Source organism: Accumulibacter sp. (genome assembly GCF_023806625.1).
In the GTDB taxonomy this organism is placed as follows: Bacteria; Pseudomonadota; Gammaproteobacteria; order Burkholderiales; family Rhodocyclaceae; genus Accumulibacter.
The window spans coordinates 37643-53233 of sequence record NZ_JAMTDX010000002.1 but is presented as its reverse complement, the minus strand read 5'-3'; the positions used below and the strand labels follow the sequence as shown (position 1 = coordinate 53233).

10 protein-coding genes are annotated in these 15591 nt (G+C 65.3%); 2 read left to right on the top strand and 8 right to left on the bottom strand.

The window, feature by feature from the left end:
- The 7 genes from NFW05_RS00435 to NFW05_RS00405 form a co-directional block, all read right to left on the bottom strand.
- Positions 1-1322: Orn/Lys/Arg decarboxylase N-terminal domain-containing protein (locus NFW05_RS00435; RefSeq protein WP_295301822.1), on the bottom strand; the 1322-nt coding region annotated here is incomplete at its 3' end.
- Positions 1323-1421: 99 nt separating this feature from the next.
- Positions 1422-1988: a dCTP deaminase gene (gene dcd / locus NFW05_RS00430; protein ID WP_295301820.1), complete on the bottom strand. Its 567-nt coding sequence runs from the start codon at positions 1986-1988 to the stop codon at positions 1422-1424.
- 369 nt (positions 1989-2357) lie between these two features.
- Positions 2358-3449 carry an iron-sulfur cluster carrier protein ApbC gene (gene apbC, locus NFW05_RS00425; RefSeq protein ID WP_295301816.1) on the bottom strand — a complete coding sequence of 364 codons (1092 nt, stop codon included), beginning with the start codon at positions 3447-3449 and terminating at the stop codon, positions 2358-2360.
- Positions 3450-3538: 89 nt separating this feature from the next.
- Complete coding sequence (locus tag NFW05_RS00420; RefSeq protein ID WP_295301813.1) at positions 3539-4387, bottom strand: A24 family peptidase; 849 nt, start codon at positions 4385-4387, stop codon at positions 3539-3541.
- A gap of 11 nt (positions 4388-4398) precedes the next feature.
- A complete protein-coding gene (locus tag NFW05_RS00415; RefSeq protein ID WP_295301810.1) occupies positions 4399-5637 on the bottom strand; it encodes a type II secretion system F family protein in 1239 nt (412 codons plus the stop codon).
- 13 nt (positions 5638-5650) lie between these two features.
- Positions 5651-7366, bottom strand: a complete 1716-nt coding sequence (gene pilB / locus NFW05_RS00410) for a type IV-A pilus assembly ATPase PilB (protein ID WP_295301807.1) — start codon at positions 7364-7366, stop codon at positions 5651-5653.
- A gap of 162 nt (positions 7367-7528) precedes the next feature.
- The gene (locus NFW05_RS00405; protein WP_295301803.1) at positions 7529-9817 is read right to left on the bottom strand and encodes an NADP-dependent malic enzyme; all 2289 of its coding nucleotides are present in this window, start codon (positions 9815-9817) and stop codon (positions 7529-7531) included.
- Between the two features lie 317 nt (positions 9818-10134).
- Between NFW05_RS00405 and fusA the strand changes: the two genes are divergently transcribed.
- Complete coding sequence (gene fusA / locus NFW05_RS00400) at positions 10135-12180, top strand: elongation factor G (RefSeq protein ID WP_295301800.1); 2046 nt, start codon at positions 10135-10137, stop codon at positions 12178-12180.
- Positions 12181-12211: 31 nt separating this feature from the next.
- On the top strand, positions 12212-14689 hold the full coding sequence (plsB, locus tag NFW05_RS00395; protein WP_295301797.1) for a glycerol-3-phosphate 1-O-acyltransferase PlsB: 2478 nt from the start codon (positions 12212-12214) through the stop codon (positions 14687-14689).
- A 12-nt stretch (positions 14690-14701) separates the two neighbouring features.
- Here plsB and NFW05_RS00390 read toward each other — a convergent pair whose 3' ends face one another.
- On the bottom strand, positions 14702-15391 hold the full coding sequence (locus tag NFW05_RS00390) for a transglycosylase SLT domain-containing protein (RefSeq protein ID WP_295301794.1): 690 nt from the start codon (positions 15389-15391) through the stop codon (positions 14702-14704).
- Positions 15392-15591: the final 200 nt, after the last annotated feature.

Here is a 15591-nt window from a genome sequence, read left to right as displayed (position 1 = left end):
ACGTCGCAGGAGGCGATGATCGCGTACTGCGGCGAGGTCGAGGTGTGCATCAGGTAGGCTTCATTGAACACGTCGCGGTCGAGCTTCCGGCCCTCGGAGTCCTGAACGAGGATCTGCGAAGCCTGCGAGAGGCCGGCGAGCAGCTTGTGCGTCGACTGTGTCGAAAAGATCATCGAGTCGCGGCAACGCGGCCGATTGGCGCCGATCGCATGGTAGTCGCCGTAGAAATCGTGGAATGCGGCGTGCGGCAGCCAGGCCTCGTCGAAGTGCAGCGCGTCGATCGCGCCGTCGAGCATTTCCTTGATTTCCTCGACGTTGTAGAGGATCCCGTCGTAGGTGCTCTGGGTGATCGTCAGCACTCGCGGTCTGGCCTTGACCGAACGGGCGAAGGGGTGGGCGTCGATCTTCTTCTGGATGTTCTCGAAGCGGAACTCCTCCTTGGGGATCGGCCCGATGATTCCGTAATGGTTCCGGGTCGGCATCAGGAACACCGGGATCGCGCCGGTCATGATGATCGCGTGGAGCACCGACTTGTGGCAGTTGCGGTCGACGATCACCACGTCGCCCGGCGCGACGGTCGAGTGCCAGACGATCTTGTTCGACGTCGAGGTTCCGTTGGTGACAAAGAAGAGATGGTCGGCGTTGAAGATCCGGGCCGCGTTTCGCTCCGACGCGGCGACCGGTCCGGTGTGGTCGAGCAGTTGCCCGAGTTCCTCGACGGCGTTGCAGACGTCGGCGCGCAGCATGTTCTCGCCGAAGAACTGGTGGAACATCCGGCCGACCGGGCTCTTCAGGAACGCGACGCCGCCTGAATGGCCAGGACAGTGCCAGGAATACGACCCGTCCTCGGCGTAATGCGTCAGCGCACGGAAGAAAGGCGGCGGCAGGCTGTCGAGGTAGGCACGCGCCTCGCGGATCACGTACCGGCCGATGAACTCGGCGGTATCCTCGAACATGTGGATGAACCCGTGCAGTTCGCGGAGCACGTCGTTCGGGATGTGCCGCGAGGTCCGTGTCTCGCCGTAGAGGAAGATCGGAATGTCCTCGTTGCGGCAACGGATCTCCTTGACGAAGGCGCGCAGGCCGGCGATCGTCTGGTCCGCGCGCCCATGTCGGAAATCCTCGTCGTCGATCGACAGGATGAACGTCGACGCCCGGCTCTGCTGCTGGGCAAACGAGGTCAGGTCGCCGAAGCTGGTGACTCCGAAAACCTCGAAGCCCTTCTTCTCGATCGCCTTGGCCAGCGCCCGAATGCCCAGTCCGCCGGTGTTCTCCGAGCGGTAGTCCTTGTCGATGATGATCACCGGGAAGTTGAAGTGCATGGTCACTCCAGTAGCGGGTTGAGGGTGGCGAAGTGCACGGCGATCGGGGAATCCGTACCGGGGCGGCCGCCGCGGCGTTCTCCCGATGGTCAAGGCAGGTCAGATCTTGGGCAGCGTCACCCCCACCTGTCCCTGGTACTTGCCCCCGCGGTCGCGGTACGAGGTCTCGCATTCCTCGTCGGATTCGAAGAAGAGCACCTGTGCGATGCCCTCGTTGGCATAGATCTTGGCTGGCAGCGGGGTCGTGTTCGAGAACTCGAGCGTCACGTGGCCCTCCCACTCGGGTTCGAAGGGCGTCACATTGACGATGATCCCGCAGCGCGCGTAGGTGCTCTTGCCCAGGCAGACGGTCAGGATCCGGCGCGGAATGCGGAAGTATTCGACGGTCCTGGCGAGGGCGAACGAGTTCGGCGGAATGATGCAGAAATCGTTCTTCACCTCGACGAACGAGTTCGGGTCGAAATTCTTCGGGTCGACGATCGTCGAGTTGAGGTTGGTGAACAGCTTGAACTCGTCCGAACAGCGGATGTCGTAGCCGTAGCTCGACGTCCCGAACGAGACGACACGGCGACCGTCGATCTCGCGCACCTGGTGCGGCTCGAAGGGATCGATCATGCCGTGCTCCTGCGCCATGCGCCGGATCCACCTGTCCGATTTGATCGACATTGCCGCCTCTCCGGACCCCGTCCAGTCAGATGAAGCGCCAATTCTACGGCCTCCGGGCAGCCTACGGTACTGGCCGCTGAGCGCCGGCGCCGGACTGGCGGCGCCGCGCCGACCGATTTCTGCTCAGAGCTTGTGAATGAATCGACTGCGCGGCCGATCGGCGCGGTTGCTGCTCGCTCACTCAACGGCCGGCTTTGCACAGCCGGCCAGCTGGGGCGGGCGCGCAGCATGCCGCGCGAAACCCCGCCTTCGCTCTCGCCCATCTGTCTGCTGTGTCTCGTCGTTCGCTCCAGGAGGAAAGGGAAGGGAGCCTCCCCTTCCCTGGCGCCGGGCATCCCGGCCTGCTCGCGACGATCTCTCGACGACCTCTCAGCTGTTCTCGACGACGATGTTCGGGAAGCGCGAAGTCATGTCCTTGGCCCGCTCGGCGACCTTGACCGCGATGCGCCGGGCAATCTGGCGGTAGATCTCTGCGGCACGCGATTCGGGCGCACCGACGACCGTCGGCAGGCCCGAGTCGGTCAGCTCGCGGATCGAGCGTTCGAGCGGCAACGAGCCGAGCAGTTCGGTGCCGTAATCGCGGCACATCCGCTGGCCACCGCCTTCGCCGAAGATGGGCTCTTCGTGCCCGCACTTCGTACAGATGTGCAGGCTCATGTTCTCCACCACGCCGAGGATCGGGATGCCGACCTTCTCGAACATCTTGAGGCCCTTGCGGGCATCGATCAGGGCGATGTCCTGGGGGGTGGTGACGATCACCGCGCCCGTCACCGGCACCTTCTGGGCGAGCGTCAGCTGCGTGTCACCGGTGCCCGGGGGCATGTCCACGAGCAGGTAGTCGACATCCTGCCAGTTGGTCTGCTTGAGCAGTTGCTCGAGAGCCTGGGTGACCATCGGTCCGCGCCAGACCATCGGCGAATCGACGTCGATCATGAAGCCGATCGACATCGCCTGAAGGCCGTGCGCGCGCAAGGGATCCATCGACGTGCCGTCCCGCGAGTCGGGCCTCTGTCCGGCGAGGCCGAGCATCTGCGGCTGCGACGGCCCGTAGATGTCGGCGTCGAGCAGGCCGACGCTGGCACCCTCGTCAGCCAGCGCGAGCGCGAGATTGACCGCCGTCGTGCTCTTGCCCACGCCGCCCTTGCCCGAGGCGATGGCGATGATGTTCCTGACCCCGGGAAGCGGCTTCAAGCCGCGCTGCACGGTATGCGGAACGATATTGACCCTGACATCGACGCTGACGTTGCCAGTTCCGGGGATCGTCCGGATCGTGTCGATCACTGCCCGACGGATCGACTCGATCTGCGTCCTCGCCGGATAGCCGAGTTCGATGTCCAGCGAAACGTCTGCACCATCGACCCGAATGTTGCGCGCCGACCGGCTCGAGAGGTAGTCCTTGCCGGTGTTCGGGTCGATCAGATCCCTGAGTGCCGTGTGCACGGCGGTGATGTCCAGCGCCATCGAGGTCTCCTGCGAGCCATTCCTGAGTAAATTTGTACAGTATACCCGAGTTGCCGGCTCGGCGGCAAAGCCCCGTGTTCGCTCGTTCGCTAGAGCAGGCTGATGTACGCCCGGGTCAGTGTCTTGCCCCAAAACATCGAGATCAGCCCGGCTGCGGCGAGGTAGGGCCCGAAGGGTATCGGTACGTTCCTGCCGCGCCGCGTGACGACGATCAGCACGATGCCGACGAGCGCCCCGAGCAGCGACGACAGGAGGATGATCAGCGGCAGCATCTGCCAGCCTTGCCAGGCGCCGAGTGCCGCGAGAAGCTTGAAATCCCCGTAGCCCATGCCCTCCTTGCCGGTGGTCAGCTTGAACGCCCAATAGACCATCCACAGCGTCAGATACCCGGTTGCGGCACCGATCACCGCCGATGACAGATCGGTGTACGTCCCGAACAGGTTGAGCAGCAGTCCTGCCCAGAGTAGCGGCAGGGTCAGCGAATCGGGCAGCAACTGGCTGTCGAGATCGATGCATGTCAGGGCGATCGACGTCCAGCCCAGGAGCATGGCTCCCGCGGCCGGCCAGCCATAGCCGAAGTGAAAGGCACAATAGGCGCAGAGCAGGCCACTGCCGAGCTCGACCAGAGGGTAGCGCGGCGATATCGCCGCCCGGCAGGCCGAACAGCGGCCGCGCAGCCAGAGCCAGCTGAGTACCGGAATGTTTTCGTAGAATCTCAGTGGATGGCCGCAGGCCGGACAGCGCGAGCCTGGCCAGGCGAGCGACAAGGGTTCGAGCGCTGGCGGGTCTTCGCCGCGCAGTTCAGAGCAGTGGACGCGCCAGTCCCTTTCGATGATCTTCGGCAGTCGGTGGATGACGACGTTGAGGAAACTGCCGACGATCAGGCCGAGGGCGCCACTGAGCACGACGAAAAGTGCCGGCTCGAGGTCGGCAGGCATCGTTGCCGGCCCTAACCGACCACCGCACCGAGTTTGAAGATCGGCAGGTACATGGCGATGACCATGCCGCCGATCAGCACGCCGAGGACGACCATGATCATCGGTTCCATCATGCTGGCCAGAGCTTCGACCGCGTCGTTCACCTCCTGCTCGAAGAAGTCGGCGACCTTGCCGAGCATCGAGTCGAGCGCGCCCGATTCCTCGCCGATGGCGACCATCTGGTTGACCATGTTGGGAAACAGATTGGTGTTCTGCATCGCCGTGGTCAGGCTCGTGCCGGTGGCCACCTCGCTCTGGATCTGCCTCGTCGCGGCCTTGTAGACGTAATTGCCGGCCGCGCCACCGACCGACTCGAGCGACTCGACGAGCGGCACTCCGGCAGCGAACATCGTCGCCAGCGTCCGCGTCCAGCGCGCGATGACCGACTTTCGGATCACGTCGCCGAACACCGGGAGGCGCAGAAAGGCGCGGTCGAAGGCGATCTGCATCGTTTCGGAGCGCTTCCAGGTATAGAAGAAGGCCCAGATGCCGCCGCCGATTCCCCCGAACAGGGCCCACCAGTACTCGACGACGAAATCGGACATCGCGATGACCACCAGTGTCGGTGTCGGCAGGTCGGCGCCGAAGCTCCTGAACACCTCCTTGAACGCCGGAATCACGAAAATCATGATCACCGCGGTGATGACGAAGGCGACGAGGATGATCGTCACCGGATAGAACAGCGCCGCCTTGATCTTCGACTTGATCGCCAGCATCTTCTCCTTGTAGTTGGCCAGACGGTCGAGCAGCGTTTCGAGAATGCCCGCCTGTTCGCCAGCGGCGACGAGGTTGCAGTACAGGGCATCGAACTGCAGCGGGTGCTTGCGGAAAGCCTGCGAGAGCGAGCTGCCGGTTTCGACGTCGGACTTGATTTCGAGCAGCAGCTTGCCGACGGACGGATTCTCGTGGCCCCGGCCGACGATCTCGAAGGTCTGCAGCAGCGGGACCCCGGCTTTCATCATCGTCGCCAGCTGGCGCGTGAACAGCGTGATGTCCTTCTCGGTGATCTTCCGGCCGCCCCTGAAGCGCTGCCGACTGATCTTGCTGACCAGAATTCCCTGGCGCCGCAGCGTGGCGTGAACGACCGTCTGGCTGGTCGCACGCTGTTCACCGCGAACGACCTTCCCCGCCTTGTTCTTCCCCTCCCAGAGAAAGATGTGTTCCTTGACTTCCGGCACGATCTTGCGGGTAGGTTTCGCTGCAGTAACCATGACTCCCTCTTCTTCAAGCGTTTGTGCTGCCGAGAACCTCGTCGAGCGAGGTCAGCCCCTGCTTGACCTTCAGCAGACCGGAACGGCGCAGATCGTTGATCCCTTCCCTCCGCGCCTGGGCGGCGATGTCGAGTTCCGAGCCTTTGGCCATGATGATCTGCTGCATCTCCTCGCTGATCGGCATCACTTCATACACCCCGACGCGCCCCTTGTAGCCCGAGCCCTTGCAGCGGTCGCATTCACCCGGGCCGTACAGCTCCCAGCTGCCATCGAGATCGCTGTCCAGAAAACCGGCGTTGATCAACGTCTCGATCGGGACGTCGATCGGCCTCTTGCACGTGCACAGGCGCCGCACGAGCCGCTGGGCGGTGACCAGAAGCAGGGTTGCGGCGAGGTTGAACGTCGGGATGCCCATGTTCATCAACCGGGTCACCGTCCCCGGGGCATCGTTGGTGTGCAGCGTCGACAGGACGAGGTGACCGGTCTGCGCGGCCTTGATGGCGATCTCGGCGGTTTCGATGTCGCGAATCTCGCCGACCATGATGATGTCCGGGTCCTGGCGGAGAAAGGCCTTGAGCGCAACCGGGAAGGTCAGGCCGGCCCGGTCGTCTACGTTGACCTGGTTGACCCCGGGCAGCGCGATTTCGGCGGGGTCTTCGGCGGTCGAGATATTGACGCCGGGCTGATTGAGGATGTTGAGGCAGGTGTACAGCGAGACGGTCTTCCCCGAGCCGGTGGGGCCGGTGACCAGGATCATCCCGTACGGCCGCTCGATCGCGTCGAGCAGCAGGGCCTTCTGTTCGGGCTCGTAGCCGAGTGCGTCGATGCCGAGCGTGGCGCTGCTCGGGTCGAGAATGCGCAGCACGATCTTCTCCCCGTACATCGTCGGCAGCGTACTGACCCGGAAATCGATCGACCGGTTTCTCGAGAGCACCAGTCTCATTCGCCCGTCCTGAGGGACGCGCTTCTCGGCGATGTTTAGACGCGAAATCACCTTGATCCGAGAGGCAATCTTCTCCTTGATGACCAGTGGCGGCGAGGCCACCTCGCGGAGGATGCCGTCGCTTCGGAAGCGGATTCGATAGCTCTTCTCGTAGGGCTCGAAGTGGATGTCCGATGCGCCTTCGCTGATCGCGTCGAGCATCATCTTCTGGATGAAGCGGACCACCGGCGCGTCGTCGACCTCGAGACTGGCCGCCTCCTCGGCCTTCTCCTGGGTCTGCTCGTCGGTGAACTCGAGATTGATGTCCTCCGCCGAGATGGCCCGGAGGGCGTCCTCGGCCGACTCGGCGAGCTTGCTGACCAGCGGCGTGAGCTTGTTTTCCTCGACGACTACCGGATCGACGGCCAGGCCGGTCTGGAAGCGGATTTCGTCGAGCGCCCGCAGGTTCGTCGGGTCGGCGATGGCGATGGCCAGTCGATTGCCGCGCTTGTACAGAGGAACCACATGGTGCGTGGCGATCAGCTTCCGGTCGACCGCGTTGGGCGGGATATGGACCTCGTCGAAAGCCCCGAGGTCGAGCAGCGGATAGCCGAACTTGTCCGCGGCAAAGCGCGCCAGATCGAGGTACGCGCCTTTACGGGCGAGCACCAGCTGCTCGATCAGCGAGGTCCGCTTGGCGGCAGCCTGGGTCAACAGCGCCTCGGCTTCCGCCTCCTTGAGACGGCCAGCCTGCACGAGCGCGCGGGCAAGCCCGCTAAGCGGTGTCTGCGGCGGATTGGCTGCCATTTTCCGTGATCTGACCCTGCAACGCCCGATGTCAACCAGGCTTCCCGAAGCGCGGAGCTTCGCGCTTCGATGATGCATGCCCCGCGCGCATTTGTAAAGTTTGCCACATCCCGGGCATCCGGCCGAAGGCGCAGCCGGACGCCGGCGAGTGGAGCTTCTCCGCTACTGGCTGGCGGCGTCGACGACGACCAGCGCGGTCATGTCGACTATCCGCCTGACGCTCGAAGTCGGCGCCAGAACATGTACCGGCTGCGCCGCGCCGAGCAGGATCGGGCCAACCGAAATGCCGTCGCCGCCGGTCATCTTGAGCAGGTTGTACGAGATGTTCGCGGCGTCCAGATTGGGCATGACCAGCAGGTTGGCTTCCCCGGAAAGCGGTGATTCGGGATCCGATTGTCTGCGGATCGCGTCGGAGAGCGCGCTCTCGCCGTGCATCTCGCCGTCGACTTCGAGGTCGGGCGCCTTCGCCCGAACGATCTCGAGCGCTTCGGCAACCTTGCGCGCCGCCGGGCTCTGCGAGGAACCGAAGTTCGAGTGCGAGAGCAGCGCCACCTTCGGGCGGATGCGGAAGCGACGGACGGCGTCTGCGGCGAGCAGCGTGATCTCGGCGAGCTGTCCCGCGTCAGGGTCTTCGTTGACGTGGGTGTCGCAGAGGAAAAGGGCCCGTCCGGGCAGCAGAAGGTGGGTCATCGCCGCCATGATCGTTCGCCCTGGCGCCTTGCCGATGATCTCGTCGACCTGTCGCAGATGGTGGGCAAAGCGCCCGGTGAGGCCACAGATCATTCCGTCGGCGTAACCGAGCCTGAGCAGGATCGCCCCGATGATCGTGTTGTCGTTGCGCAGGCGGGCCTTGGCGATGTCGATCGTCACGCCGTGGCGCTTGCGCAACTGATGGTAAGCCGTCCAGCACTCCTTGTAGCGCGCGTCGCTGTTCGGGTCGACGACTTCGATATCGGCGCCGACGCGTAGCTTCGAGCCGACCCGCTTGAGCCGCGCGGCGATCACGTCCGGTCGGCCGATCAGGATCGGACGCGTCAGGCCCTCGTTGATCACCGTCTGTGCCGCGCGCAGCACCCGTTCGTCCTCTCCGTCGGGGTAGACGATGCGCGTTCTCCGTCCGCGCTTCGCTGCCGAGAAAACCGCGCGCATGCCGACACCGGCCCGGTATACGAATTCGCGCAGCTTTTCACGGTACGCCGCTCGATCGGCCAGCGGCCGAGTGGCCACTCCGGAGGCCATCGCCGCTTCGGCGACTGCCGGGGCGATCGTGGTGATCAGACGCGGGTCGAACGGCTTCGGAATCAGGTAGTCCGGCCCGAAGGCCAGCTGCTGTCCGGGATAGGCCATGGCCACCTCGTCGCTGACCGGCTCATGAGCCATCGCCGCCAGCGTCCGGACGCAGGCCATCTTCATCGGTTCGTTGATGCTCGTCGCACCGACGTCGAGAGCACCGCGGAAGATGAACGGGAAACAGAGTACGTTGTTCACCTGGTTCGGATAATCCGACCGTCCGGTGGCCATGATCACGTCCGGGCGGACTTCACGGGCGACTTCGGGCATGATCTCGGGAGTCGGGTTGGCGAGCGCGAAGACGATCGGCTGTCTGGCCATTCGCGCGAGCATTTCGGGAGCGAGAACACCCGCTGCAGACAGGCCGAGGAAGACGTCGGCGCCGTCGATCGCGTCGCCGAGCGTGCGCGCGTCGGTGTCCTGCGCATAGCGGGCCTTGGTCGGATCGAGGCGCTCGTCGCGTCCCTTGTAGATGACGCCCTTGGAATCGCAGACGGTGATGTTCTCGCGGCGGATGCCGAGATCGCACCACAGGTTCAGGCAGGCGATCGCCGCTGCCCCGGCTCCGGAACAGACGACCCTGACCTCGCCGATCTTCTTGCGGGCGACCTTCAGCGCGTTGAGGATCGCTGCCCCGGAGATGATCGCCGTGCCGTGCTGGTCGTCGTGGAAGACGGGGATCGACATCCGCTCCCTGAGGCGGGCTTCGATGTAGAAACACTCCGGAGCCTTGATGTCCTCCAGGTTGATGCCGCCGAGGGTCGGCTCCATCGCGGCGATCATGTCGATCAGCCTATCGGGGTCGCTTTCTGCGAGTTCGATGTCGAAGACATCGATTCCCGCGAACTTCTTGAACAGGCAGCCCTTGCCTTCCATGACCGGTTTCGCGGCCAGCGGGCCGATGTTGCCGAGGCCGAGTACGGCGCTGCCGTTGGTGATCACCCCGACGAGATTGGCGCGCGAACTGTACAGGCTGGCCGTGGCCGGGTCGTCGACGATCGCGTTGCAGGCGTAGGCCACGCCCGGGGAATACGCCAGAGCGAGGTCGATCTGATTGGTCAGCCCCTTGGTCGGCTGGACGGCGATCTTCCCCGGAGTCGGATAGCGGTGGTACTCGAGGGCTGCCTCGCGGAGATCGGACTGGCGTTGCTCGTCTTGCATCGGCTTTCCTCCTGTCGGGTTGTCGGTCTGGTCGGCAACGCGTGACTTTATCCGACTCGCGCGATTTGTACAAAACTGATGTCATCCCGATGATCCGTGCGCGAGGTGCGGAAAGGCGCGGCGAGCGGCCGGTTCGCGCCCGTCCCCAGACGATCGCGGCGGCGCCATCGACCGCCGCGCACCGCCAGGGATGCCGCAAGCGCGTGAGCGCGTGGGTTCCGGGCAAGGTAGAATGTCGGCCAGACGCGCGGGTGCCGGGTCATCCTGGGCCCGACCCGCGGAGAAGACCTGCATACGACCTGAAGGGGAGATGATCAATGGGCCAGACTGCCACCAGTAACCTTCGTACCGTTGCTCTCGTCGGGCACGGTTCTGCCGGCAAGACGACGCTGGCTGAAAGCCTGCTCGCCGCCTCTGGCGCGATCGGCAGCCGCGGGACCATCGAGAAGGGCAATACCGTCTGCGACTTCGATCCGCTCGAGAAGGAACTCGGCCATTCGGTCAACTCGGCTCTGGCCAGTCTGTCGTGGCAGGGAGTGCAGGTTCACCTGATCGACACCCCCGGCTTCCCGGACTTCGCCGGCCAGGCGATCGGCGCGCTCGCTGCGGTGGACACGGCTCTGGTGGTGATCAACGCGCAAAACGGCATCGAACTGTCGGCCGAGCGGATGATGAGACTCGCCGCCGCGCGTGGCGTGTGCCGGATGATCGTCATCAACAAGATCGACGCCGAGAACATCGACCTGCCGGCGCTGGTCGGCGAGATTCGCGAACGCTTCGGTCGCGAGTGCATGCTGCTCGATCTGCCTGCCGGCCACGGCAGCGAGGTCGTCGAGGTGCTCGGGCACGACGATGGCGAGAGCGATTTCGAGTCCATCGCCGCTGCGCATCGGGCGCTGATCGACCAGATCGTCGAGGAAGACGAGGACTTGCTCGCGCGCTATCTCGAGGATGGCGTCGATCCGTCGCCCGAGGAACTCCACGTGCCTTTCGAGAAGGCCCTGCGCGCGGGCCATCTGGTGCCGATCCTCTTCGTCTCCGCGCGAACCGGCGCGGGCATCCCGCAACTTCTCGACGTGCTTGCCAGACTCGCGCCGAGCCCGACCGAGGGCAACCGGCCGCCGTTCTACCGCGGTGAGCCGGATTTGAGCGAGGCCTTCGAGGCGGTTCCCGATCCCGACCGGCACGTACTGGCGCACGTTTTCAAGGTGGTCAGCGATCCGTTCATCGGCAAGGTCGGTGTGTTCCGAGTCCATCAGGGAACGATCCGCAAGGAGTCGCAACTCTTCGTCGGTGACGGCAAGCGGCCATTCAAGGTGGGACACGTCTATCGGCCGCAGGGCAAGGAGTACCTCGAGGTCGAGACGCTGATCCCCGGTGACCTCGGCGCCATCGCCAAAGTCGAGGAAATCGAGTTCGACGCCGTCCTGCACGACTCACACGACGAGGACCACATCCACCTCAAGCCGCTCGAGTTCCCGCAGCCGATGCAGGGGCTCGCCGTGCAGGCGAAGCGCAAGGCCGACGAGCAGCGGCTGTTCGAGATCCTGCACAAGCTCGAGATCGAGGATCCCTGTTTCAGGGTCGAACGTCATCCGACGACCAATGAGACGGTGATTCGCGGGATCGGCGAAATGCATCTGCGCGCCAAGCTGATGCGTCTCGCCCAGCAGTACAAGCTCGAGCTCGACACCCGACCGCCGCAGATCGCCTATCGCGAAGCGATCACCGCTTCTGCCGAAGGGCATTGCCGGCACAAGAAGCAGAGCGGCGGTGCAGGCCAGTTCGGCGAAGTGATGCTTCGTGTCGAGCCGCTGGCCCGCGGTGCCGGCTTCGAGTTCGTCGACATCGTCAAGGGTGGCGTCATCCCCGGGGTGTTCATGGCGTCCGTCGAGAAGGGCGTGCGCCAGGCGCTCGCCGACGGGGTCGTCGCCGGTTTCCCGGTCGAGGACCTACGCGTGACCGTACACGACGGCAAGTCTCATCCGGTCGACGGCAAGGACATCGCCTTCTTCACGGCGGCCAAGAAGGCCACGGTCGAGGCCATTCGCGCGGCCAAGCCGATCATTCTCGAGCCGGTCGTGGACATCGAGATCCTGACGCCCGAGATGATGACCGGCGACATCACCGGCGACCTGTCGAGCAAGCGCGGGCAGCTCAAGGGCACGCAACCGCGTGGCCCGGGGGTCATGGCGATCAGCGGGCAGGTGCCGCTCGCCGAACTCGAAGGCTACCAGTCGCGCCTCAAGTCGCTGACCGGCGGGCAGGGTTCGTACAGCATCGCCTTCTCGCATTATGCGCAGGTGCCGGTGACCACCCAGCAGCAGCTGGCGTCCGCGCACAAGGTCGTCGAAGAGGAGTGACGGTCGCGGCCTCGGGGCGGGCAGGCGGTACGTGGCCAACGACGCGTCGCTCAGGTTGCCCGGCTGGCTCGCTTCGCTGGCTCGCCGCCTGCTCTACGTCTGGGTGCGCACCGCGGTCTTTCCCGAGAAGCTCGACGAACTGGCGGTCGACGCGATGCGGCCGGTCTGCTACGTGCTTCAGGACCGGCATCTGTCGAACCTGCTCGTGCTCTTCGAGGAGTCGCGGCGCAATGCCCTGCCACGTGCCGACACACCGATCGTCGTCGGCAGCCAGCGCTTCCCGCGCTCGTTCTTCTTCCTGAATCGTGAGCGCAGCGCCGCGGCGCGGGCCCGCGGCGACGGCCGGCATTCGCCGCTGCTCGTCAGCCTGATCGGCCGGGCGGTCGCCGACCCGCTGTTCGACGTCCAGCTCGTTCCCGTGGTCATTCTCTGGGGACGCAGTCCGGACAGCCAGGACTCGGTGCTCAAGGCGCTTTTCTCCGAGACCTGGAGACCACTCGGTGCCTGGCGGCAGCTCTTCGCGGTCCTCGTTCACGGACGGGACGTGCTCGTCCGCTACAACCCGCCGCTCTCGCTACGCGAGTTTCTGCGCGGCGGGCTCGACGAGGAACAGGCGCTGCGCAAGCTCTCGCGCGTGTTGCGGGTGCATTTCCGCCGGCAGCGGCAGATGGCCATCGGCCCCGACCTGTCACATCGCAACACCCAGATCGGCGCCGTCCTGTCCGGCGAGCGGGTTCGTGCGGCGATCGCCGGCGAGGCCGAAGTCAGGGGGATCCCGCTTGCCGAGGCCAGGGACCGGGCGTGTCGCTTCGCCCTGGAGATTGCTTCGGACTATTCATACGGCGTGGTCCGGGCGTTCGAACTGTTCCTCTCCTGGCTGTGGAGCCGCCTCTACGATGGCCTCGCCGTACACGGTTTCGAGACGGTGACGCGGATCGCCTCCGGCCAGGAGATCGTCTACGTCCCCTGCCATCGGAGCCATGTCGATTATCTGCTGCTCTCCTACCTGATCCTGCGCCAGGGCCTGACGCCCCCGCACATTGCCGCCGGGGCCAACCTGAACCTGCCGATCGTCGGCCCGCTGCTGCGCCGCGGCGGGGCGTTCTTCGTGCGTCGCAGCTTCAGGGGCGAGCCGCTCTATGCCGCGGTGTTCGACGAGTATCTGCACCTGATGCTCGCCCGGGGCTTCCCGATCGAGTACTTCATCGAAGGCGGGCGAAGCCGCAGCGGCCGCATGCTGACCCCGAAGGCCGGAATCCTCGGCATGACCGTGCATAGCTTCATTCGCGAGCACGCCCGGCCACTGGTCTTCGTCCCGGTGTACATCGGTTACGAAAAGCTCGTCGAGGGACACAGCTACCTCGACGAGCTGGCTGGCAGGCCCAAGCAGCGCGAGTCGCTGTGGGGCGTGCTGAGCAGTGTGCGCAACATCAGGCGGGTCTTCGGCGCGGTGCATGTCAACTTCGGCGAACCGCTCGCGCTGGCCGCCTTCCTCGATTCCCGCCATCCTGGCTGGCGGGAAGAGGCTGCGGCCCTGCCGGCGCCCTGGTCGCGCGCGGTGACGCGCGAGGCCGCGTCGGAGCTCGCCAAGCGCATCAACGAGGCCGCGGTGGTCAATCCGGTGAACCTGATCGCCCTGACCCTGTTGCCGACGCCCAGGCGGACGGCCGACGAACACTCGCTGCAGCGAATGATCGCCCACTACCAGGCGCTGGCCCGGCAGGCACCGTATTCGCCAGCGACGGTCACCTGCGAGCTCGACCCGGTGCACATCGTCGCGTACGCCGAAAGGCTCTCTGCCGTCGAGCGCGTCGCCGACCCGCTCGGCGACCTCATCCGCGTCCGCGAGGACCAGGCTGCGCTGCTCGCCTATTTCCGCAACAACGTCGTGCACCTGTTCGCGCTGCCGGCGGTGATCGCCTGTCTGCTGAGCCACAACCGGAGCCTCGACAGCGATCGCATTGCCCAGGCAGTCGACGGCATCTGCACGCTGATGCGCGCCGAGCTCTTCCTGCGCTGGTCGCGCGCGGAGCTGCCCGGGGCGTGCCAGGCGGTCGTCGGTGTCCTGCGTGAACGGGGCCTGGTGGTCGGCCCCGCGGGAAGCGCTGATCTCGTCGCGCCCGAACCGGTCAGCCAGGAGTTCGCCGAACTGCATCTGCTCGGCGAGACGATCCGCCCGTTGCTCGAACGCCATTTCCTGGCCCTCTCCCTGCTCGAGAGCCATGGTAGCGGGCGGTTGACCCGGCGGGCGCTCGAGGACGACTGCCACCTTCTCGCCCGGCGGCTGTCGCTGCTCTACGAGTTCAATGCCCCCGACTTTCCCGAAAAGGCGACCTTTTCGGCTTTCGTCGACAACCTGATCGAAGCCGACTTCCTGCGCGAAGACGAGCAGGGGCTGCTGCACTTCGATGAGCGCCTGACCACCCCGCTGGCTCATTCGGAACTGGTTCTTCCGGCCGACGCCCGTCAGGCGATCCGGCGCAGCGCGGGATCCGGCATCGCTTGCTGAAGTTCGCCGCGGCTAGCCCCGGGACCCGGAACCTCGGCGGCTGGCGGCCTGCTCGAGACGTTCCTTCTCGGCGAGCACCCGGTTCGCGTAGCTGGCTTCACCGTCTTCGGAGGCACCGCCGTAGTGCTGCAGGCCGGCGGTCAGACCGCCGCGCCAGCGGATCGCCTCCTCGAGCACCTGCACGCCGACCTGGATGTTGGTCACCGGGTCGAGGAAGGGCAACTCGCCGGCGCCCTGCGGCACCTTGTCGAGATGATAGCCGGGGACGATCTGCATCAGGCCCTTGGCGCCGACGGCGCTTTCGGCGAAAGGATTGAAGCGTGATTCGATGCCGATGATCGCGATGATCAGCAGAGGGTCGAGGCGGTGCTCGCGGGCGACCGTCTGTGCCGCCTCGAAGACCGGGAACAGGGCCTCGGGCGCCACGCGGTAACGCCGCGAGACGAAGTCGAGAACCCGGCGCATCCGTGGCGACAGCCCGGTTTCAGCTTCCCGTGCCGGTTCGGCGGGAGCGACTTCGGCCGACTGGGTTTCGGAAACGGCGGCTGACTGGCCGTCGCCGACGCCGATTTCGCCGACCGCGTGCTTGACCGCGCCGACGACGACGATCAGCGCGGTGGCGATCAGGCTGTGTTGAATGAAGCTCAGTGTGGCGTCGATACGACGCCCGATCGTACTGGGCAGTGCAATGGTTGCGGACATGCTCTCTCCTTCACTTTGGTCGTCGTGGCACGACAACACCACGTCGATGGACGGTTACAGGCGGGTGCAAAGCCTCGGAAACTTCGGGGTGACTTCCCCTGAGGCCGGAACTCCGGGCGGTGAAGAGAACCGCGTCCGGAGCGGCGAGAACGCAGCCAAGCGGCTGCGACGTGTCGTTTGTTGGCAGACGGGCCGCAGTC

What these genes read in the sequence shown, in the direction of transcription:
- dcd (WP_295301820.1), bottom strand. Translation starts at nt 1,988, where the DNA reads ATGTCGATCAAATCGGACAGGTGGATCCGGCGCATGGCGCAGGAGCAC.
- apbC (WP_295301816.1), bottom strand. Translation starts at nt 3,449, where the DNA reads ATGGCGCTGGACATCACCGCCGTGCACACGGCACTCAGGGATCTGATC.
- NFW05_RS00420 (WP_295301813.1), bottom strand. Translation starts at nt 4,387, where the DNA reads ATGCCTGCCGACCTCGAGCCGGCACTTTTCGTCGTGCTCAGTGGCGCC.
- NFW05_RS00415 (WP_295301810.1), bottom strand. Translation starts at nt 5,637, where the DNA reads ATGGTTACTGCAGCGAAACCTACCCGCAAGATCGTGCCGGAAGTCAAG.
- pilB (WP_295301807.1), bottom strand. Translation starts at nt 7,366, where the DNA reads ATGGCAGCCAATCCGCCGCAGACACCGCTTAGCGGGCTTGCCCGCGCG.
- NFW05_RS00405 (WP_295301803.1), bottom strand. Translation starts at nt 9,817, where the DNA reads ATGCAAGACGAGCAACGCCAGTCCGATCTCCGCGAGGCAGCCCTCGAG.
- fusA (WP_295301800.1), top strand. Translation starts at nt 10,135, where the DNA reads ATGGGCCAGACTGCCACCAGTAACCTTCGTACCGTTGCTCTCGTCGGG.
- NFW05_RS00390 (WP_295301794.1), bottom strand. Translation starts at nt 15,391, where the DNA reads ATGTCCGCAACCATTGCACTGCCCAGTACGATCGGGCGTCGTATCGAC.